This is a genomic window from Pedobacter cryophilus (genome assembly GCF_005116455.1).
Classification (GTDB): domain Bacteria; phylum Bacteroidota; class Bacteroidia; order Sphingobacteriales; family Sphingobacteriaceae; genus Pseudopedobacter; species Pseudopedobacter cryophilum.
The window spans coordinates 615,265-637,045 of record NZ_SWBP01000001.1; the positions used below are offsets into that span (position 1 = coordinate 615,265).

At 33.4% G+C, this 21,781-nt stretch carries 18 protein-coding genes; 6 read left to right on the forward strand and 12 right to left on the reverse strand.

Annotated features, from left to right (window positions below; all coding sequences use genetic code 11):
• From FA046_RS02565 to FA046_RS02590, 7 genes are all read right to left on the reverse strand, one after another.
• The gene (locus tag FA046_RS02565) at positions 1–1,263 is read right to left on the reverse strand and encodes an MFS transporter (RefSeq protein WP_136824789.1); all 1,263 of its coding nucleotides are present in this window, start codon (positions 1,261–1,263) and stop codon (positions 1–3) included.
• Between the two features lie 20 nt (positions 1,264–1,283).
• Positions 1,284–2,666: a M20/M25/M40 family metallo-hydrolase gene (locus tag FA046_RS02570; RefSeq protein WP_136824790.1), complete on the reverse strand. Its 1,383-nt coding sequence runs from the start codon at positions 2,664–2,666 to the stop codon at positions 1,284–1,286.
• A 43-nt stretch (positions 2,667–2,709) separates the two neighbouring features.
• Positions 2,710–4,815: an ATP-dependent DNA helicase RecG gene (gene recG / locus FA046_RS02575; protein ID WP_136824791.1), complete on the reverse strand. Its 2,106-nt coding sequence runs from the start codon at positions 4,813–4,815 to the stop codon at positions 2,710–2,712.
• 2 nt (positions 4,816–4,817) lie between these two features.
• Entirely contained in the window at positions 4,818–5,747 is a 930-nt protein-coding gene (locus tag FA046_RS02580) for an EamA family transporter (RefSeq protein ID WP_136824792.1), read from the reverse strand.
• Positions 5,747–6,127: a RidA family protein gene (locus FA046_RS02585; RefSeq protein ID WP_136824793.1), complete on the reverse strand. Its 381-nt coding sequence runs from the start codon at positions 6,125–6,127 to the stop codon at positions 5,747–5,749. The genes FA046_RS02580 and FA046_RS02585 overlap by 1 nt, the downstream gene beginning before the upstream one ends.
• A gap of 10 nt (positions 6,128–6,137) precedes the next feature.
• The gene (locus FA046_RS17570) at positions 6,138–6,284 is read right to left on the reverse strand and encodes a DUF6728 family protein (RefSeq protein WP_317130534.1); all 147 of its coding nucleotides are present in this window, start codon (positions 6,282–6,284) and stop codon (positions 6,138–6,140) included.
• Positions 6,285–6,353: 69 nt separating this feature from the next.
• Positions 6,354–7,799 (reverse strand): OmpA family protein, encoded by a 1,446-nt coding sequence (locus FA046_RS02590; RefSeq protein WP_136824794.1) that lies wholly within the window; start codon positions 7,797–7,799, stop codon positions 6,354–6,356.
• Between the two features lie 155 nt (positions 7,800–7,954).
• On the opposite strand from FA046_RS02590, the gene FA046_RS02595 reads away from it, so the two are divergent.
• On the forward strand, positions 7,955–9,244 hold the full coding sequence (locus FA046_RS02595) for an aminopeptidase P family protein (RefSeq protein ID WP_136824795.1): 1,290 nt from the start codon (positions 7,955–7,957) through the stop codon (positions 9,242–9,244).
• Here the strand turns inward: FA046_RS02595 and meaB are convergent.
• Entirely contained in the window at positions 9,231–10,121 is an 891-nt protein-coding gene (gene meaB, locus FA046_RS02600; protein ID WP_136824796.1) for a methylmalonyl Co-A mutase-associated GTPase MeaB, read from the reverse strand. The genes FA046_RS02595 and meaB overlap by 14 nt on opposite strands.
• A gap of 44 nt (positions 10,122–10,165) precedes the next feature.
• Between meaB and FA046_RS02605 the strand changes: the two genes are divergently transcribed.
• From FA046_RS02605 to FA046_RS02625, 5 genes are read left to right on the forward strand one after another with little or no spacing between them, the layout of a single operon-like run.
• Entirely contained in the window at positions 10,166–11,404 is a 1,239-nt protein-coding gene (locus tag FA046_RS02605) for an O-antigen ligase family protein (RefSeq protein WP_136824797.1), read from the forward strand.
• Complete coding sequence (locus tag FA046_RS02610) at positions 11,401–12,279, forward strand: glycosyltransferase family protein (protein ID WP_136824798.1); 879 nt, start codon at positions 11,401–11,403, stop codon at positions 12,277–12,279. Before FA046_RS02605 ends, FA046_RS02610 begins: the two co-directional genes overlap by 4 nt.
• A 58-nt stretch (positions 12,280–12,337) precedes the next feature.
• Entirely contained in the window at positions 12,338–13,165 is an 828-nt protein-coding gene (locus tag FA046_RS02615) for an FkbM family methyltransferase (RefSeq protein ID WP_136824799.1), read from the forward strand.
• A 34-nt stretch (positions 13,166–13,199) separates the two neighbouring features.
• Positions 13,200–13,988 carry a glycosyltransferase family 2 protein gene (locus FA046_RS02620; RefSeq protein WP_136824800.1) on the forward strand — a complete coding sequence of 263 codons (789 nt, stop codon included), beginning with the start codon at positions 13,200–13,202 and terminating at the stop codon, positions 13,986–13,988.
• Between the two features lie 11 nt (positions 13,989–13,999).
• Positions 14,000–15,835, forward strand: a complete 1,836-nt coding sequence (locus FA046_RS02625; protein WP_136824801.1) for an ABC transporter ATP-binding protein — start codon at positions 14,000–14,002, stop codon at positions 15,833–15,835.
• 330 nt (positions 15,836–16,165) lie between these two features.
• Here the strand turns inward: FA046_RS02625 and infB are convergent, their stop codons facing one another.
• From infB to FA046_RS02645, 4 genes are all read right to left on the reverse strand, one after another.
• On the reverse strand, positions 16,166–19,207 hold the full coding sequence (infB, locus tag FA046_RS02630; RefSeq protein ID WP_136824802.1) for a translation initiation factor IF-2: 3,042 nt from the start codon (positions 19,205–19,207) through the stop codon (positions 16,166–16,168).
• 63 nt (positions 19,208–19,270) lie between these two features.
• Positions 19,271–20,506, reverse strand: coding sequence for a transcription termination factor NusA (gene nusA, locus FA046_RS02635; RefSeq protein WP_136824803.1), 1,236 nt, complete (start codon positions 20,504–20,506; stop codon positions 19,271–19,273).
• A gap of 33 nt (positions 20,507–20,539) precedes the next feature.
• Positions 20,540–21,004: a ribosome maturation factor RimP gene (locus FA046_RS02640; RefSeq protein WP_136824804.1), complete on the reverse strand. Its 465-nt coding sequence runs from the start codon at positions 21,002–21,004 to the stop codon at positions 20,540–20,542.
• A 156-nt stretch (positions 21,005–21,160) separates the two neighbouring features.
• On the reverse strand, positions 21,161–21,781 hold the full coding sequence (locus FA046_RS02645; protein WP_136824805.1) for a rhomboid family intramembrane serine protease: 621 nt from the start codon (positions 21,779–21,781) through the stop codon (positions 21,161–21,163).

Genomic DNA, 21,781 nt, shown 5'->3' on the forward strand with positions numbered 1-21,781 from the left:
TTAAGAGTTACTAATGTCTTCTAAAGACATGGGAACCAACTTTTTGGTTTTATACCATGTTACAGCAGCAACAAACAAAGTCATACTGCCTCCAAAAACTATTGCGGGAACAGTTCTCATTAATTTTGCGGTTAAACCTGATTCAAACTGCCCAATCTCATTTGACGACCCAATAAACATTGAATTTACTGCCGATACTCTTCCTCGCATTTCGTCAGGGGTAACGAGCTGTAAAATAGTAGATCTAATAATTACGCTTATGCTATCAAAAGCACCTTCTAAAAAAAGAAAGAAGAGCGTAAGGTAAAAATTTGTAGACAAACCGTAACAAATAATAGAAACGCCAAATCCGGTAACGGCAAAAAGCAAGTTTCGCCAAGGCTTTCCCATTGGAGAAAATCTAGTCATTAATAACATGGTTAAAACTGCTCCAACTGCTGGCGCTGCTCTTAACATCCCAAATTCTGTTGCTCCAACATGTAAAACTTCTGTAGCTACAACGGGTATTAAAGCTACCGCCCCTCCAAAAAAAACAGAGAAGAGGTCTAAACTTAAAGCACCAACCAATATTTTGGTTTTAAAAACAAATTTTAATCCTTCTGAAAGGCTTTTATAAATGCTTCCTGTTTTTACAAAAGTTGATGGTCTGCTTTTAAAGAAAAATGTACCTATAAATGATATAGATATACAAATCAACACAAAAATGAAAGTGTGGTTTATACCTGCAAAACCATATAACAACCCTCCTAATGCTGGGCCAACAATTGAAGCCGTTTGCCAGGCAGAGCTATTCCAAGTAGATGAATTTGGATAATGCTCCCTTGGAATAATCATTGCCATTATGGAAAAAGATGTGGGAGCATAAAACCCTCTGGCCATTCCAATCACAAATACCATAATATAAATGGTAGTAATTAATAAAGATTGACCCAAGTAAACGGTAACAGCAGGAAGTGTTACAATATACAACACTATAGATGCAAATAGAATTACACCTACAACCCTATTTAACAGCGTTTTTTTATTTGATTTATCAGCAATATAACCTCCATAAAGGGCAATTCCTATTGCAGGAACCGCTTCGCAAAGACCAATTAACCCTAATGATAAAGGATCTTTGGTGAGATTATAAATGTACCAGCCTAAAACTACCCCTTGAATTTGATAGCCTATGGTTAGAAAAAAACGCATCACCAAAAAAGACCTAAACTCTGGAAACTTTAATGCGACGTAAGGATCTTTTTTAAGATTATTGGATTCCAAAAAACAAAACTAAAATATAATTATTTAATACCGTGTTGATCTATTAAGTAAACCAAAGCCGTCATCGCTGCAGCGCCTAATTCTAATTCTCTTTTATTTACGTTTTCAAAAACATCATTTGGTGTGTGATGAATATCAAAATAGCGTTGAGAATCTACTCTATATCCAATTAAAACAGCTTCTTTAAAAACAGCTAATGGTGCAATGTCACTACCGCTACCGCCTTTGCTTAAACGATCTGCAAGGTAAGGCGTAAGTAATTCTTTCCAGTTTGAATTGATATTATTGATGGTTTCAGTAGAAACATCCTGAAAAGTAAAACCTCGGGGAGTAAAGCCACCACCATCAGATTCTATGGCTGCAATGTGTTGTTCTTTATTTTTGAGTGCTAATTCGGCATATTTATCACCTCCTCTTCCTCCATTTTCTTCATTCATAAACATTACTGCTCTAATAGAATGTTTAGGTTTCATACCCATTGCTTTGTAAATTCTTAAAACTTCTAAAGACTGAACGATACCTGTACCATCATCATGAGCGCCTTCTGCTAAATCCCACGAATCTAAATGACCTCCAACAGTAATAAATTCATTCGGACTTTCGGATCCTGTAATTTCCCCAACTACGTTATAAGATTTTGCGTCAGGTAGAGTTTTACAGTTTTGTTTAAAGTAGAACTGTACTGTTGGTGATTTTTTAAGTTTTAATAAAGCACTCAGTTGATTGGCTCCGTTGGTTGAAATTGCTGCGGCTGGTATTTTTCTGGATCCTTCTGGAAACTGAGTAGTTCCGGTATGAGGATAATCATCCAAGCTCTCTGTTAAAGATCTTACTATTACACCTACGGCTCCTAATTTAGCCGCAACAGCCGGACCAGCAAATCTTTGATCACCTGCAGCACCATAAGCTTTGCCTGTTTCTATAAATCTAGGGTCAAATGGGCGATTGAAAAAGACAATTTTGCCTTTTATGGCTGCTTCACCTAAAATTTCTAACTCATTTAAACTTTTAACTTCTATAACTTGAGCGGTAATTCCTCCTTTTGGTGTTGCAGGAGACATTCCTAAGGCACAAATTGGAACATCAATACTGGTTTTTCCATTAATTATTTTTCCAACTTCTTTTTCTCCTCTAACCCAATGCGGAACCATACATTCTTGCAAAAAAACTTTGTCAAAACCGTAGCTTTCCATTAAGCTTTTAGTCCACTCAACTGATTTTTGTGCTTGAGGAGATCCGCTTAAACGAGGCCCTATTTGCTTACATAAATATTTTAAATTTTCGTAGCTTTTTCCGTTTACTAGCGCTTCATCATAAATTTTTCTCAACACTAAAGAGTCTTGACTATGAACTGTTAAAACAAATAAAAAGATAACAGCAACAAGCAATTTAAAAGATTTCATATTTCAAGTTTTAAAATCAAATGTAATAGATATATGCTAAATATTATGATATTTTATCTAGGGTAATTCCGTTTTCGGTTTTAGCAAAAAAACTTTTTAAACCTTCGTGTTCTGATTTTAAAAGCTCGGGGTCTTCATCTAAAATTTTAATCACACATTTTCTAGCTTCCTGCAAAATTTTCTGATCTAGTGCTAAATCAGCAATTTTTAAGTCCATTATGCCGCTTTGCTGTTTCCCTTCTATGTTTCCTGGGCCACGTAATTGCAAATCTATCTCTGATATTTCAAAACCATCATTAGTTTTTACCATGGTTTCTAATCTGATTTTACCTTCTCTGCTTAATTTTGTACCCGACATTAAAATGCAATAAGATTGATCAGCACCTCTGCCAACTCTACCTCTTAATTGGTGCAACTGAGATAAACCAAAACGCTCAGCATTTTCTATAATCATTACTGTTGCATTAGGCACATTTACTCCAACTTCTATTACCGTTGTAGCCACCATAATTTGAGTTTCGCCTTTTACAAATCTTTGCATTTCAAACGCCTTATCTGCGGCTTTAAGCTGCCCATGAACTATGCTAATTCTATAATCAGGTAAAGGAAATTCTCTGCTCATTACATCAACCCCATCCATCAAGTTTTTTAAGTCCAATTTAGCGCTTTCTTGAATTAAAGGATAAACAACATAAACTTGCCTTCCTTTTGCTATTTCCTGTTTCATAAGGCCAAACATTCTGAGTCGTTGGTTTTCAAACAAGTGCAAAGTTTCAATCGGTTTTCTTCCGGCTGGTAGCTCATCAATTACAGATACATCTAAATCGCCATAAAGCGTCATTGCCAAAGTGCGGGGAATTGGGGTTGCTGTCATCACTAAAACATGAGGTGGAATGATATTTTTTCTCCATAACGCTGCTCTTTGTTCTACACCAAAACGATGTTGCTCATCAATTACTGCAAAACCCAAATTTTTGAATTTTACAGGCTCTTCTATTAAAGCATGGGTTCCAATCAAAATAGATAAAGTTCCTAATTCTAATTGTTCAGCTATAATTCTTCTGCTCTTCTTTTTTGTTGACCCAGTTAAAAGTTCAACAGAAACAAATTCGTCTTTTAGTAATGATTTTATAGAATGGTAATGCTGTGTGGCTAAAATCTCTGTAGGAGCCATTAAACAGGCCTGAAATTTATTATCAATAGCCAATAGCATTGCCATTAATGCAACAACGGTTTTACCAGACCCAACATCACCTTGCACCAGTCTATTCATTTGGATACCCTTATAAGTATCAGCCCTAATTTCTTTAATTACCTTCTTTTGTGCGTTGGTAAGCTGAAAAGGCAATATATTTTCATAAAACTCGGTGAATTTCTCTCCCACATTTTCAAAAACATTTCCTTTAAACTTTTTAGTACGAAGCAATTTAGACCTCAATAATTTAAGCTGAATGAAAAAAAGTTCTTCAAATTTTAAAGTGTTTTGGGCTCTTTTAAGTGTATTAGCATCCGCTGGAAAATGGATATTTTGAAATGCTTCGGCTCTTTTGTTTAATTTATATTGATGAATTAAATAAGTTGGTATTACTTCATCAATCTGAGACAAACAAACATCAAGCAAGGACGCCATTAACCTTTGAATTCCCTTAGAATCTAAACTATACTGTTTTAACTTTTCTGTAGAAGAGTAAACGGGTTGCAAACTAAGGTTTCCTCTGTTGCTTTGCTCTTTGTTAAACAGCTCCATTTCTGGATGAGCCATTTGTGCTTTTCCATTATAAAAAGTTACTTTCCCAAAAATGATATAAACTTGATTGAGATGAAGGTTTTTTTGAACCCAAGAAATGCTTTGAAACCAGATTAATTCAATTTCACCGGTATCATCAACAGCTTGGGCAATTAAACGTTTTGTTCTTTTATCGCCTAAATGCTCAAAAGATTTAAGTCGTACTAAAATTTGAATATAAGGAAGATCAAGGTTAAGATCTCTTATTTTGTAGAACTGAGTTCTATCAATATATCTAAAAGGGTAATAACTAAGCAAATCTCCATAAGTAAATACAGCTATTTCTTTTTTAAGGATCTCTGCCCTTTGCGGACCAACTCCTTTTAAATACTCAATGGGTGTTTTAAATATTTGATCATTCAAAATCAGGAAATGACATCAACTTCTGGTTTGCTTTTGATAATTTTAAAGATATTTTCTTTTAAAATTTTCCAATTAAAAATTACAACGGCAATAGCTAACAAGCTGTAAGCAAATAATTGGTTCATTTTAATAGTTTCATGAAAATAGAAAAATGCTACACCAAATGCAACAATTGGATTAACATAAATTATAATCCCAACGGTTGATGATGGCAAACTGTTTAAAGCAAATAAACTTAATAATAATGGTACAAGCGTAAACAATACCGCTATAATTACAATATCAACCCAAAATGACAGATTTAAAGGAATAGGTTGTAGATTGATGAAAAACAAAGGCAAAATTAAAAATAATGCTATCAATAATTGAAAACCCAGCATATTTAATTTACTAATGTTTTTGATGATTCTTTGAATAACCAAAAAGAAAGCATAAAAAGCGGCTGTAATTACTGACCACATTACATCTGTAAAAGAGCCTGTAGCTAAGGTAATTATGGAGATGATTGCAATTGCTATAGCTATTAATTTTAACCTGCTTAATTCTTCTTTTAAAATTAAAAAGCCTCCTAAAGCGGTAATTAACGGACAAACCATGTAAGCAAATGCTCCTGATTTTAGATTTACATTGTTAACCACATAAATAAAAGTAAACCAGTTTAGTGTGATTAAAACTCCTGATAAAACAATTAGAAACCACAGCTTTAACTTAGGTATTTCATTGTCCCCTTTTAATTGTAAGATATCAGACTTTAATTGTTTCCTGTTAAATAAGAAAATGACAATCCAACAAATGATAAACGAAACAAAAATGCGATAGTATAAAATTTGATCTACTGAGTAATCCTTTAAAAATCTTAATGCAATTGAAAAAAATCCCCAAATTATATTTGCACTTAAGGCTGCTAATAACCCACCAACCCTTTTACTCATTAAGATTTAAGAGCCGTTATTGAGATTTCTACATTTACGTTTTTGGGTAATGTTTTAACCGCTACAGTTTCTCTTGCTGGAAAATCAGCGGTAAAATACTGCCCATAAGTATCGTTTACCTTTCCAAAGAAATCCATATCACTTAAAAAAATGGAAGTCTTCACTATATCATCAAATGTCATTTCGGCAGCATCTAAAATTGCTTTAATATTTTTCATTACTTGATGCGTTTCTTCTTCAATAGATTTATCAATAATGTTTCCTGTAGCAGGATCTATTGCAATTTGACCGGAAGCAAAAAGCATGTTATTTACTAAAACCGCTTGACTATATGGACCAATAGGAGCAGGAGCATTAGGCGTATTAATTATTTTTTTCATCTGTTTTAGCTTATTTTTTTAAAATGAATAGGTCTATGAGTTTCCATATTACGCCACCAAGGAAAACAATAATAGCAATGCGGTTAATCCAATGCATTGCTCTCAGGTTAAAATTATCTGGTCTGTTGGGATCTTTTTTTCTAAAAAAATACATCATAGTCAAATTTAAAAATAAAAAAAAGGGAGTCCGTATGAACTCCCTTTTTTTACAAATTAATGTTTTTAATTATAGTTGTCTAAACTCAACACGACGGTTAGCTACACGACCTTCTTCAGTTGCATTTGATGCAATTGGACGAGTTTCGCCATAACCTTTTGTCATCACTCTTTTAGCATCAACACCTGAGTTTACTAAATAAGTTTTTACTGCATTTGCTCTGTCAATAGATAATTGCATGTTATATTCGTCAGTTCCTTCTTGAGAAGCGTGACCATCTAATTGCAAATTCATGTTATTATCTGCTCTCATGCTTGAAGATATTTTATCTAAAGTAGCATAAGAAGAAGTTCTTAACACTGAAGAATTATATTCAAATTGAATGTTTTGAACATCTTTCATAGTAGCAGTTCCCATTTCTGGACATCCGTTTAACTCAGCAGTACCTGCTTCTGTTGGACATTTGTCTTTCCAATCTGGAACACCATCACCATCTGTATCTAATTCACAACCTGCACCATCAACTTTAGCACCTGCTGGAGTATTAGGACATTTGTCTAAATGATCAGCAACACCGTCACCATCTGAATCTTTTTTCAAATCTTCAACAGCTTGTTCAACATTTGTTACTCTTCCTTTTAAAGCTTCAACTTCTTGACGTAATGTAGGATCTTTTAATTCATCATACATCATAGCAATTGGATTCACCCAGTTTAAATCTGGCTTAGATTTAGCACCTAAAGAAAATTCTAAACCTGCATGAGTATAAGAAAATTTATCTTTTGAAGTTCCGTTAGCTCTAACACCATCAAAATTATCTCCATCAATAAACTTCATATCATAACCTAAATCTAAAGCAACTCTATCGTTTAATTTAAATTTAAATCCTAATCCAACTGGAATGTAAGCTTCTCTGATGTAATCATTATTATCACCTGCTCCACCCCATTTTCCTTTGTTGTTTACTGATCCAGCTTCAACATCATAAGATCTATAAACTTGAGGATTGTAAGCTAATAAACCATAACCAGCAGTTAAGTAAAAATTAACTGCATTTTCTCTGTTAAGAAAATCAATAGTAGCAACATTAACTACTCCACTTAAGTTAACATCATATTGAACTTCAGTTTTTGCAGAGCTGTATGGACCTGTACCACCTGTAAGGCTTGTTCCAGAGTTTTTGTTGTAAGATACAACATGACCTCTATTTAAATTAGCTTGTAAACCAAAAGCATGAGTTAATTGCTTTCTCAAGTTTAAACCATAATATGCTCCAAAAGTATATTCGCCTAATCTAACGTTTCTTCCAAAATCGTTAGTACCGCCAATAATTACTGCTGGTGCTGTAAAACCTCCGTTTACTCCAAAGGTCCATGTTCTGTACTGTGCTCTTCCACCAAATACTTTGGCAGGGCTAGTAGTTGCGCTAGTAGTAGCATCTTGTGCATTCGCAGTTACAGCGAAAGCAGTTGCTAAAGACAAAGCGACTGTTTTTTTAAATGTAGAATAATTCATAAATTCTTTTTTAAGGTTAACAAATTTAATTGCTTAATTATTTGTAAAATTAATTATAAGTTTGACATGAACAAACTATTCAAAATCTGTTCCAAACTTTAATTACGACAAAAATAAGTATAAAAGCTTTGTAATTATAAAATTTTCTCCTTTAAATGAAATATCAAATTTTAAATTTTAAATTATTTTCACAAAATAGATCGAATTTTACTTCTAAACTAAAAAAAAATAGTTTAGCAATTATAAATTCTAGTGATGAATTTCCAAGAAGTGGTGATCAAATCTATGCTTTTAAGCAGAATCCAGACTTGTTTTACCTGTCTGGAATAGATCAAGAGCAAACTATTCTCTTACTTTTTCCCGATTGTCCTAATCCGTTATACAAAGAAGTCCTGTTTTTAAGACAGACGAATGAACACATTGCAATTTGGGAAGGGCATAAATATACTTTTGAAGAAGCTAGAAAAATATCAGGCATCCAAAATATCTATTGGATAGACGAATTTTGGAATATTTTATCTGCAATTATCCATTATGCAGATCATATTTATTTAAATACGAACGAAAACGATAGGTATGCGCATACAGTACCTTATAAAGATATCAGGTTTATAGAAGAGTTAAAATCAAAATATCCTTTACATCATTATGAAAGAGCTGCTTTAATATTCAGGTCTTTGCGCCCAATAAAATCTGAAGCAGAAATATTTTATACTCAAAAAGCATGTGACATTACTGGAGATGCCTTTAGAAGAATTTTGAAATTTATAAAACCTGAAGTTCAGGAATATGAAATAGAGGCAGAAATTATTCATGAATTTATTAAACAGCAAGCTACTGGGCATGCCTACACTCCAATTATAGCATCGGGTAAAAATGCATGTATTCTTCATTATAACGATAATAACCAAACTTGTAAAGACGGTGATGTTATTCTTTTTGATTTTGGAGCTGAATATGCTAACTACAATGCAGATTTAAGTAGATCTGTGCCTGTGAGTGGCAAATTTACTAAAAGGCAAAAAGACGTTTATAAATCGGTGCATCATGTGATGAAAGAAGCCACAAAGATGCTTGTTGCCGGAACTATATGGAATGAATATCATGAAGAAGTAGGTAAGATTATGACTAGCGAACTAATTAAATTGGGATTGTTAGATAAACATGATGTAGAAAAACAAAACCCCAAAATACCGGCTTACAAAAAATATTTTATGCATGGCACTTCACATCATTTAGGGATAGATGTTCATGATTTTGCAAGCCGATACGAGCCATTTGCTGTGGGTAATATTTTAACCTGTGAGCCTGGAATATACATTTTAGAAGAAGGATTAGGAATTCGTTTAGAGAACGATATATTAATCACACCAAATGGACCAGTAGATTTAATGGCTAATATTCCTATTGATGCAGATGAAATAGAAGAGATTATGAATTCTTAAATTTCTCTACAAATTTATAAAGATTAAAATCTTTTTTTAAAGCTTCAGCAATTTCTTGTTGAAGCTTTTCTTTGTTTAAATCTTTCATTCTAAAGTGTTGGATCAGTCTCCAAGCCTTTTCAGTTAATAAATAGGGCTTTCTTAAATTGTTTTTTGAGGAAACAACTTGAATCTGTTCAATTAATTCATTAACTCCTTGCGACTGCGATGCAACTGTTTTTAATACCGGAATAGGTTGATGATTGTGATTTAGCATCATTTTTAAATGATTTGCAAAGGTATCTGCACCTTCTCTATCGGCTTTATTTACTACAAAAACATCTGCTATTTCCATCAATCCCGATTTTATGCTTTGAATTTCATCTCCAGCTTCGGGCACTAAAACCACAACTGTTAAATCTGCAAGACCGGCAATTTCAATTTCTGATTGCCCTACACCTACTGTTTCTATAAAAATATAATCAAAATCAGCAGATTTAAGTACATCAACCATTTCTATGGTTTTGGCAGATAAACCACCCAAAGAACCTCTTGTTGCTAATGACCTGATGAATACATTTTGATTATTAAACTGATCTGTCATTCTAATACGGTCTCCTAATAAAGAGCCCCTATTAAATGGAGAAGTCGGGTCAATAGCTAAAATGGCTATTTTGTTATTTTTTGAGAGTTCATTTAAAACTGCATTTACCAAAGTACTTTTTCCGGCTCCCGGCGGGCCAGTAACTCCAATAACAGGAACTTCTTTAATTTTTAAAGTTTTAAGAATATCATCGGCGCCAGCCAAATTATTCTCTACAATAGTTAATAATCTAGCCAGCGCTTTTAAATTACCATTTTGAAACTGATTTATTAACTGTTTTGCCTTCTCTAACATTAATTTACCTTTGGTATCAATTAAAGTAAAAATATCATTTTAAAATGAGCAAGATAGTAAGCAAAGAAAACTATTCTTCTTTCATTAGCAATAATGCTTTGGAATGGTCTTGTTATCTATTAGTTTTTGGTTTGTTTTACTCAAGAGCGTTACTCTCTATCAGCACCGTTTTAATCTTATTAAGTGGTCTTTTATCCTTTTATCAAAAGAAAAATAAAGAAATTAAAATTGGATTAATTCAGTATTTATTTCTTGCAATTTATGCCGCTTTCATTTTTAGTATTTTTCATACTGAAGATATAAATGAGTGGAAAAGCATTGTATTTAAAGTTAATTACTTGATTTTATTACCCTTTGGGTTTTTATTAGCGCCAAAACTCAATCAAGTAAAAATAAAATATTTATTAGCTTTCTTTATTTTATGTTGTTTTGCTTGTTTAACTATTGATAGTATTTATGTTCTTTTAAATTATGAGCATTTTATTAAACAGGTTGCTGTAAGTAAAAATATAGTATCGGTATTTGGGCCGGTACATACTGAGTTAGGATTGCTAAGCACCGTTTCCTTTGTTCTCATCATATATTTTATATCAATTGAAAAAAACAAGCTCAAATTACTGTTGCTTACTTCTCTTTCCCTTGTATTTTTTCTTGAGCTTTGTGTTATTTCTTTTAGGTTTTCTTTACTTAGTATATTCATAATTGGCATTTTATACCTCCTCTATCAAACGTTTATCTTAAAAAAGTACATTCAATTGATTTATTTGGTTTTAGTTGCGTTTAGTGCTGTTGTTCTTATTAAAACTGTGCCACCTGTAAAAGCCAGATATGACAATACAGTACAAGATATTTATTCTATTATTGAAAATAAAAACCCAAACTATCAATCATTGGGTCAGCGTTGGGCGGCAGTAAAATGTACAACAGAAATTATTAAAAAAAATGCTTGGTTTGGCGTATCTCCATCTGATTTAAAAGATGATATGCAAGCTCAATATCAAAAAGATTCCTATTTATTGATTCCTGAAAACAGAATTTTTATTCATAATCAATTTCTTTATTACGCGGCCTCTTTTGGAATCCCATTTACTGTGGTTGTTTTCATTGTTTTTCTGATTTTAATCATAAAAAAAACTCAAAAAAACTACCTCATTTTTTGGTTGATGGTGCCTTTTTTCCTTCATATGTTTTCTGATAATACTTTAGAAAGACAGATTAGTGGTGGCTGTATCCTATTTTTTTTACTTTTACTCCCTAATCTTAATATGAAATCTCAAACATGAAAGTAGCCGGTTTTACATTCATAAGAAATGCTGTAACTAACGATTATCCAATTGTGGAAGCTATAACTTCCATTTTACCCTTATGTGATGAATTTATTATCGCTCATGGTAATTCTAGCGATGATACCTTGAAATTGCTTCAATCTATAGATTCTCCTAAAATCAAAATTATTGAAACCACTTGGAATGATGAAGTAAGAGAAGGAGGTAAAACATTTGCTTTAGAAACAGATAAAGCATTCAAAGCCATTTCAAAAGATGCTGATTGGGCATTTTATATCCAAGGAGATGAGGTAATTCATGAAAAATACCATGCTGAGATTAAAAAAGAAATGGAAAACTGCCTAAATGATAAAAACGTTGAAGGCTTACTTTTTAAGTATTTACATTTTTATGGTTCTTATGATTATGTAGCTGTTTCTAGAAGATGGTATAGAAAAGAAATAAGAATTGTAAAAAATTTGGAAGGAATTTCTTCTTACAGAGATGCCCAAGGCTTAAGAATTAACGGCAGAAAAATAAAAGTTAAAGAAATAGAGGCTTATGTGTATCATTATGGTTGGGTAAAACCTCCACAAGGATTAAATAATAAAGTTAGAAATTTTAACAAGTTTTATCATGAAGATGATTGGATTGAAACCAACATGCCAAAAGCACAAAGCTTTGATTATGGAAATGCCGATGAATTAAAGAAATTTACTGGCTCTCATCCCATCGCTATTCAACAAAGAATTACCAATACAAATTGGGAGTTTTCTGTAGACCCTACTCTTATTAAGAAAAAGCTATCTTTAAGAAGAAGATTTTTAAAGTTAATAGAAGAGAAAACGGGTTATCGCCCATTTGAATATAAAAACTATAATAAAATTAAATAGAAACAGGCTTTTTTAAACGTAGTTAAGACGAAATACCAAAATATAATTAATAGTTAGTATGTTAGAATACATTAAGAATTCTTTAGCTAGAAAAAGAGCAAGAAGAATTACCCAAGAGTATCCACCGCAAGTTGAAACTTTTGATTTGGGAAAATATGGCGCTATAGAATTTGCCAATTGGTCTAATCCTTTGGTTACTCCAATTAAAATAGATTCTGCTATGGTTGAGTTTTTCAATCAATTTATAAAAGAAGGTGATTTTGCTATTGATATTGGTGCAAACATTGGAGATACCACCGTTCCAATGGCTTTATGTACTGGCAAAAGTGGATTAACAATTGGCTTTGATCCTAATCCGTTTGTGCAGAAAATTCTTCAAAAGAATGCCTCTTTAAACCTAGATAAATATCATTTAGTTCCTCAGCCTTACGCCATTTCTACTCAGGATGAAGAGTTTTTCTTTGTTTCATCAGAAGCTTCTTTTGCTAATGGCGCCATTTCACCAACAAAAGATAGTCAGCATGGTAAATTTGTTCAGCCAGAAAAGATTAAAGGCGTAAATCTGAAATCCTTTTTAGAAAAAGATTATCCAGATTGGATGAATAAATTATCATTTATTAAGATAGATGCTGAAGGTTACGACAAGGAAATTATTAAATCTATTACTGATTTAATAAAAGGATGTAAGCCTGTTATTATTGCAGAGAGCTTTGGAGAAGCGAGTGATGAAGCTAAAATTGAGCTTTATGATGTTATAGCCAAAAATGGTTATGATATTTTTTATTTTGAAGATTTCAATATTAACTTAAGAGTAGAGAAATTGGATAAAAACACAGATATGTTGAAATTTAAAAAAACCGTCAACATTTATGCTACACCAAGATAGCTTAAAATTAAACCCCAATTCTCGATAAAATTCAATGATACGCTTAGAAAAGTGCACTTTATTAATTTCAACCTATAATTGGCCCGAAGCTTTAGAATTGGTTTTAAAAAGTGTGACTTTACAAACCGTTATCCCTTCAGAGATTATAATTGCTGATGACGGCTCTACTCATGAAACAAAAAAAATCATCGATTCTTACAGAGCAGTACTCAACATTAAACATGTTTGGCATACAGATGAAGGATTTAGAAAAACCATCATCATGAATAAAGCGATAAAAGAAGCCGAACATGATTATATCATACAAATTGATGGTGATATGATACTTCATCCTAAATTTATTAAAGATCATCTTCATTATGCCAAAGAAAACTACTTCATAAAAGGCAGTAGAGCGATGCTGCATCAAAACCTAACTCAAGAAATATTAAAACTAAAAACATTTGATTTTTCGGTATTGAGTAATCATGTTAGGTCAAAAATTAATGCAACCCGACTTCCTTTTTTAGCACCTTTGTTTTTTGGGAATAAATATAGAACCAACAATCTTAGAGGCTGTAATTTTGCTTTTTGGAAAAAAGATTTTATACTGGTAAATGGCTATAATAATGAAATTAATGGCTGGGGACATGAAGACATTGAACTTGCTGCCAGATTGGTTAACAATGGTGTATTAAGAAGACAATTTAAAATGATAGCCATTTGTTTTCATTTATATCACAAAATAAACACCAGAGAAAAAGAATTGGAGAACTTGTTTGTTTATGAGCAAACAGTAAAACAAAACATAAAAACTATCCCAAACGGATACCAACAATTTTAATATTCATATTAATGAAAACCTATTTTCGCTTATTATCTTTTGCAAAACCCATAGGAAAATTTGCTTCTCCATATTTCTTATTTACATTATTATATGCCTTATTTAACACCGTAGTTTTTTCTTTATTAATGCCTGTTTTAAATGTTTTATTTAAGCAAGGAGAAAACACAAGTAAAAAGATAGATCAATTGCCTCATTTTGATTGGACATTTCAATACTTTTCTGATCTTTTTAATTATCATTTCAATTCTTACATCCAAATAAATGGACAAAAAGGGGCCTTAATTTTTGTAGCCATATCTTTAGTTTTATGTGTGTTTTTAAGCAACGTTTTCAGATACCTGTCTCAAAGGATAATGGAAAACTTGAGAATTTACACTTTATTAAACCTAAGAAAGTCTGTTTTTGAGGCCGTAACAAGATTACATCTTCACTTTTTTAATAGTGAAAGAAAAGGAGATATTATTGCAAAAATAACCTCTGATGTGCAGGTAGTCCAGTTTTCTGTAACCAATACACTCCAAGTTATTATTAGAGAACCACTGTTAATTATTGGCTACCTATATCTTTTATTCACAATTTCTGCCCAACTCACTTTATTTACCCTTTTACTACTTCCTGTTTCGGGTTTAGTAATTGGGCGAATTGTAAAAAGTTTAAGAGCCCAAGCTTCTGAATCTCAAAACTCATTTGGAGTAATGGTGAGCTATGTTGACGAAGCCATTAGTGGAATGCGTATAGTTAAAGCCTTTAATGCCTTACCGTACATTCACAACAAGTTTAATTCAGAAAACAACAAGTATTCTAATATTAATAAATCAATTGCCAGAAGGCAGCAAATGGCTTCTCCAGTATCAGAATTTTTAGGAGTACTTACCCTTTCCGGAATTTTAATTTACGGCGGTTCATTAGTTTTTGAAAACAATTCAGACATTACTGCCGCGGGTTTCATTACTTATATAGCTGCCTTTTCACAATTACTTCGTCCGGCTAAAGCTATTTCAGACTCATTTAGCAATATTAATCAAGGGTTAGCTGCTGGGGAAAGAGTTCTGGACTTAATTGACACCAAACCGTCTATTGAAGATGCTAATAACGCTGTAACTATTGGCGAGTTTAAAGCTGAGATTAGTTTTAATCATGTTGATTTTTTTTATGGCGAAAAACAAATATTACAAAACATCAACCTCACTATCCCGAAAGGAAAAACTGTTGCTTTGGTAGGTCCATCGGGTGGAGGAAAATCAACTTTATTAGATCTTATTCCTCGGTTTTCTGATCCAAAATCTGGGAATATCCAAATAGATGGAATTGACATCAAAACCGTTAGTCAAAATTCTTTACGTAGTTTAATGGGTATTGTTAATCAAGAATCTATCCTTTTTAATGATACCATTTACAACAACATAGTTTTTGGAAGAGAAGGATTTACACTAGAAGAGGTTGAAAAAGCAGCAAAAATTGCAAACGCACATGAATTTATTATTAAAGCTGATGAAGGATATGAGACCAACATAGGCGATAGAGGAATCAAACTCTCTGGAGGACAAAAACAACGTATTTGTATCGCAAGGGCTGTTTTGGGCAATCCGCCTATCATGTTATTAGACGAAGCGACATCAGCCTTAGATACCGAATCCGAAAAATTGGTACAAGATGCTTTAGATCATTTAATGCAGAACCGAACAACTTTGGTAATTGCACATCGCTTAAGTACCATTCAAAAAGCTGATTTAATTGTAGTGTTAGAAGCCGGAAAAATTATAGAAGCTGGAAGTCATGAAGAGCTTCTTCAAAAAGGAGGCCTTTATCAAAAATTGATTTCTATGCAAAGTTTCGAGTCTTAAATCAATATTAAGCTGACTCTTACTTTTTGCATTAACGATAGTAGTGAAAATCCTTTTTGTTTTTCACAAAAAGATTGTAACGGATAGCGTAGCCTGTCCCGATTTTTCATCGGGATTAAAACGCCCAAATTATCAATTTTAAATTCTCTTAAATTTCATTTATTTAGTGCCTTGAGCGTGTCCTTACACGCCGGGCTATTCATTACAAGTCCTCATTCCGTTGCACTTCATTGTGGGCTTTCCATTACTATCCCTTACGCAAAAAAACCTAAAAACTAAAAAAGCCATTCAGCATATAAACTGAATGGCTTTTATTCATTTTATTTGAAATTAAAGTTTCCTTTTCACTTCTACTTGTTCGTAAGCTTCAACTATATCACCTTCTTTAATATCATTAAAGTTTTTGATGTTTAATCCGCACTCATAACCTCTGGCTACTTCTTTAACATCATCTTTAAATCGTTTCAACGAAGCCAATTCACCTGTATAAACTACAACACCTTCACGTATAATTCTGATTTTACTATTTCTACTAATAGTACCATCTAACACCATACAACCTGCAATAGTACCTACTTTAGTGATTTTGAAAGTTTCTCTAATCTCTACGTTAGCAATAATTTTCTCTTCAAATTCTGGTGCCAACATACCTTCCATTGCTGCTTTAATCTCATCTATTGCTTTGTAAATAATAGAATATAACCTTACATCAATTTCTTCGGCTTCGGCTAATTTACGAGCACCCGCTGATGGACGAACCTGGAATCCAATAATGATCGCATCTGAAGCGGTTGCTAATAAAACATCTGACTCGGAAATTGGACCAACTGCCTTATGAACAATTTTAACCTGAATTTCTTCAGTAGATAATTTTTGTAATGAATCTGATAATGCTTCCACAGAACCATCCACATCACCTTTAATAATGATGTTTAATTCTTTAAAGTTACCAATCGCTAAACGACGACCAATTTCATCTAAAGTAATGTGTTTCTGAGTTCTTAAACCTTGCTCTCTTTGTAATTGTAAACGCTTGTTAGCAATTTCACGAGCTTCTGGTTCGCTATCTACACCATTAAAACGATCTCCCGCTTGTGGCGCACCTTGAAAACCTAACACCTGAACTGGTGCTGCTGGACCAGCAGATTCTACTCTGGTTCCTCTTTCATTATATAAAGCTTTTACTCTACCGCTGTAAGCGCCTGCTAAAATAGGGTCACCAACTTTCAAAGTTCCGGCTTCTACCAAAACGGTAGCAACATAACCTCTACCTTTATCTAATTGTGCTTCTATTACGGTACCCACAGCTCTTTTATTAGGATTAGCTTTTAATTCTAATATCTCAGCCTCTAGTAATACTTTTTCTAATAATTTATCGATGTTAAATCCTGTTTTGGCAGAAATTTCTTGAGTTTGATATTTACCGCCCCACTCTTCAACCAAAATATTCATTGCAGATAACTGCTCTCTTATTCTATCGGCATTAGCGCCTGGCTTGTCAATTTTATTGAAGGCAAAAACCATTGGAAGGTTTGCTGCCATAGCATGGTTTATTGCTTCTCTTGTTTGAGGCATCACGCTATCATCTGCAGCAATTACAATAATGGCAACATCAGTTACCTTAGCTCCACGAGCTCTCATCGCTGTAAAGGCTTCGTGACCAGGTGTATCTAAGAAAGTGATACTCTTGTCTCCGTCTACCATTACTTCATAAGCTCCAATATGCTGTGTAATACCTCCGGCTTCACCAGAAATTACATTTGCTTTACGAACAAAATCTAATAAAGATGTTTTACCATGATCTACGTGACCCATTACAGTAACAATTGGAGAACGGGGAACTAAATCTCCTTCTTCATCTGCTTCCTCTAAGTTTATTTCTTCTTCCTCGGCACCAACAAATTGTATTTCATATCCAAATTCATCAGCAACAATTGTTAAAGTTTCTGCATCTAATCTTTGGTTAATAGACACGAATAAACCTAAGCTCATACAGGTTGCAATAATTTCAGTAACAGAAACATCCATCATAGTAGCCAACTCATTTGCTGTAACAAATTCTGTTGTTTTTAATACTTTAGATTGCATTTCCTCTGCCGCTGCTCTTTCTTCTGCAGTGGCTGCTACATCATCACGTTTTTGTCTACGTAACTTAGATCTCTGAGCAAATTTACCAGATTTCCCTGCTCCGCTTAAACGGGCCAGTGTTGCTTTAATTTGATCTTGTATTTCTTTTTCTGTTGGTTCTGCTTTTGGAGGAACTGGTTGCCCTCTTTTATGTGGAGGTCTAGCATTCTTGTCAGCTCCTGCTCTGTGAGCTGGGGCATTCCCACTTCCGGCTCCGGCACCGCCGCCAGCTGGTCTGTTATGTTGAAAACCGCCTGGTGTACCTGTAGTTTGTTGTTGACCTGGTGTGCCAACTCCTGGACGATTACCGTTACCTCCTGGTGCTGGTTTACGCTTACGTTTTCTTTTGCTATCTGCTGTATTTGGGTTTGAAGAAGAAGCAACCGGTTGATCTTTCTTTTTATTTACTGGTAATTCAATTCTACCAACAACTTTAGGACCTGTTAATTGCTTTGCCTTTGCTCTAATTACTTCGTCATCTTCAACTACTGCTGTAGCTTCAACAACTGGAGTGATGATTATTGGCGCTATTTCAGTTTTTTCAACTTCTTTAACTTCCGTCTTTACTGGCTGCTCAGCTACAATTTCAACTTTAGGTTTGTCTTCTTTTACAGGTTGAGGAATAACTTCTTCAACCTTAGGCGCTTCAACTATAATTTCTTTTGGCTTTTCAACTACAACTTCTACCTTTTCCACCTCTTTAACTGGGGTAGGTACTGTTGGTTTTGAAACTTCTTCAACTTTTTCTTCTTTAGCTCTTTTATCAGGACGAGTTTTAGAATTTAAACTACCAAGGTCAATTTTTCCTACAATTTTTACTCCTGGGTTACTAGAAGTATCTGCTTTTGGAGCTGCAGGAGGAGCAATATTTACAACAGGCACAATAACTTCCTCAGCAATTACTACTGGTGGTTTTGGCGTTGAACCTGTGTTTTTAATCAAAATCTCCTCTTGCTCTTCATCTTGACGATGATGAGTTGGTTGTGGGGCATCATGCTTTTCTATAACAACATTAGCGTCATCACGACGTATCTTGCCAATCACAATACTTTTAGCTTCCTCTCTAAGGATTTTATCCCCTTGATATTCTTTCAAAAGGGTACCATACATTTCGTCGGTAAGCTTTGTTGTTGGACGGGCTTCAACTTTAAAGCCTTTTCCATTCAAAAACTCAGCTATGGTTCCGAGACCAATGTTTAGTTCTTTTGCAACTTTTAATATTCCTAAATTTTTGTCTTCTGACATTTACTCTTCTATTTCTAAGCTATATTTATAACAAAAGTACGTTTAGTTACCGCAAAACAAAAATTATTCGAACTCAGAACGTAAAATTCCAAGCACTTCTTCCACAGTTTCTACTTCTAAATCAGTACGTTTTACTAAATCAGCAGCAGATAATGCTAAAACACTTTTTGCAGTATCTAAACCTATTTTCTTCAATTCATCTATTACCCAACTTTCAATTTCATCAGAGAATTCTTCTAAATCTACATCTTCTTCTTCTTCTGATGATTCACGATATACGTCAATTTCGTATCCGGTCAATTTTCCTGCCAATTTGATATTATGACCACCACGTCCGATTGCTAATGAAACCTGATCTGGCTTTAAATAAACTGCGGCTCTCATGGTTTCATCATCTAATTTAATAGAAGTGATTTTTGCAGGTGATAATGCTCTTTGTATATATAATGAGATGTTATTGGTGAAGTTGATCACATCTATATTCTCATTTCTTAATTCTCTTACAATTCCGTGAATACGAGAACCTTTCATTCCAACACAAGCTCCAACCGGATCAATTCTATCGTCATAAGATTCTACAGCCACTTTTGCTCTTTCTCCTGGCTCACGAACTATTTTTTTGATGGTAATTAAACCATCAAAAATCTCTGGAACTTCTAATTCAAATAATCTTTGTAAGAATTCTGGAGCTGTTCTAGAAATAATAATTCTTGGATTGCTGTTTAGCATTTCTACTTTAAGAACTACCGCTCTTACGCTATCGCCTTTTTTGAAATAATCAGCAGGTATTTGCTCTGTTTTTGGTAAAATCAGTTCGTTACCTTCATCATCTAAAACTAAAGTTTCTTTTTTCCAAACTTGGTAAACTTCTCCGGTTACTATTTCACCAACTCTATCTTTATAATTTTTGAAAATTTCGTCTTTTTCTAGTTCTAGAATTTTTGAAACTAAGGTTTGACGAGCTGCCAAAATGGCTCTTCTTCCAAAACTTTCTAAAGTAATTTGCTCAATAAAATCATCGCCAACTTCTAAATCTGGATCTATTTTGTGGGCGTCTAATAATTCAATTTCCAAATCATCATCTTCAGAAAAACCATCTTCCATTACAGTTCTTGTTCTCCAAATTTCTAAATCTCCGTTATCTGGATTTACAATCACATCACAATTTTCATCGTTACCAAAACGCTTACGTAGCATGCTACGAAAAACTTCTTCCAGTACGCTTATTACTGTTGGTCTGTCAATATTCTTGAAGTCTTTAAACTCCTGAAAAGAATCAATTAAATTAATGCTGCTCATTTTGTGTCATTGATATTTTCTAAAATTAATGCTCTATTTGAATGATACAACCACTTTTACTTCGATAATATCATTTCTATTTATTACTTTTTCTACTGAAGTACTTTTTTTACCTTTTTCTTTTACTGTTTCTAATAAAGTGATGGTTTGTGCATCAGAAGCCAATAGTGTCCCTTCTGCTTTCTTACCTTCAGGTAACTTTACTTCTACATTTCTTCCTATATTTTTTTGAAATTGCCTGTCTAAAATTAATGGTGTATCCAAACCTGGCGAGCTTACTTCTAAAGTATAGGCTTGATCTATTAGGTTTTCTTCTTCTAAATGAAACCCAACATGACGACTTACTAATGCGCAATCATGAATGCCAATGCCATTATCGCCATCTAAAAGAATGGTAACCTTTATATTATTTACTACTTTAATTTCTACAATAAAAAGATCGGGCCTATCTGCTAATTTCTCTTCTATTAAGGCTCTTATTCTCTTCTCTACACTCATCAAATATTGCTTTTTGATACAAATAGAAAGAGGGGACAATGTGTCCCCTCTTTCGAATCAATGCAAATGTAAGGAAATTTTATTTATTTTCAAGTACTTGATCAAATTATCCTTTTCAAAATCTCACTAAAGCTTTGATTTAAAGAACATAAGAACTCATAAAACACTACCGGCAACACTATCTATAAAAATACTGATGGCTTGTGGATATAATGCAATTGTGATGATTACTCCGGCCAAAGCGCCATAAAAATGTGCATCGTGATTGATTCCATCATTTGCTTTTCTGCCGGCATAAGAGGTATAAACCAAAAACAAAAAGCCGTATAAAACTGCTGGAATTGGAATTGGAATAGGAAAGATGATCAATTTTGTCATCGGTGAAAACATAATAAAACTGAACACGATGGCACAAACTGCCCCCGAAGCACCTAAACTATTGTACCAAAAATGGTCTTTATGTCTAAAAACAGAAGGTAAATCGCTCAAAATTAAACTCAAGAAATACAATAAACCAAATTGCCAATGCCCAATAGTACGTTCTAAATTAAAAGCAAAAAAGTAATAGGATAGCATATTAAAAATCAGATGTGACCAATCTTTGTGGATCAGTCCACTGGTAATTAACTGGTATACATTTTTTCCTTTAGCCACACTGTAAGGATGAAGCATAAATTTACCGTAAGTACCTTCATCATAAAAAGCGTAAATACTAGTGATAATGGTAAATAAAAATATAAGTGCCGAAACCGGAGTTTCGTTAAATATTTCCTGCAT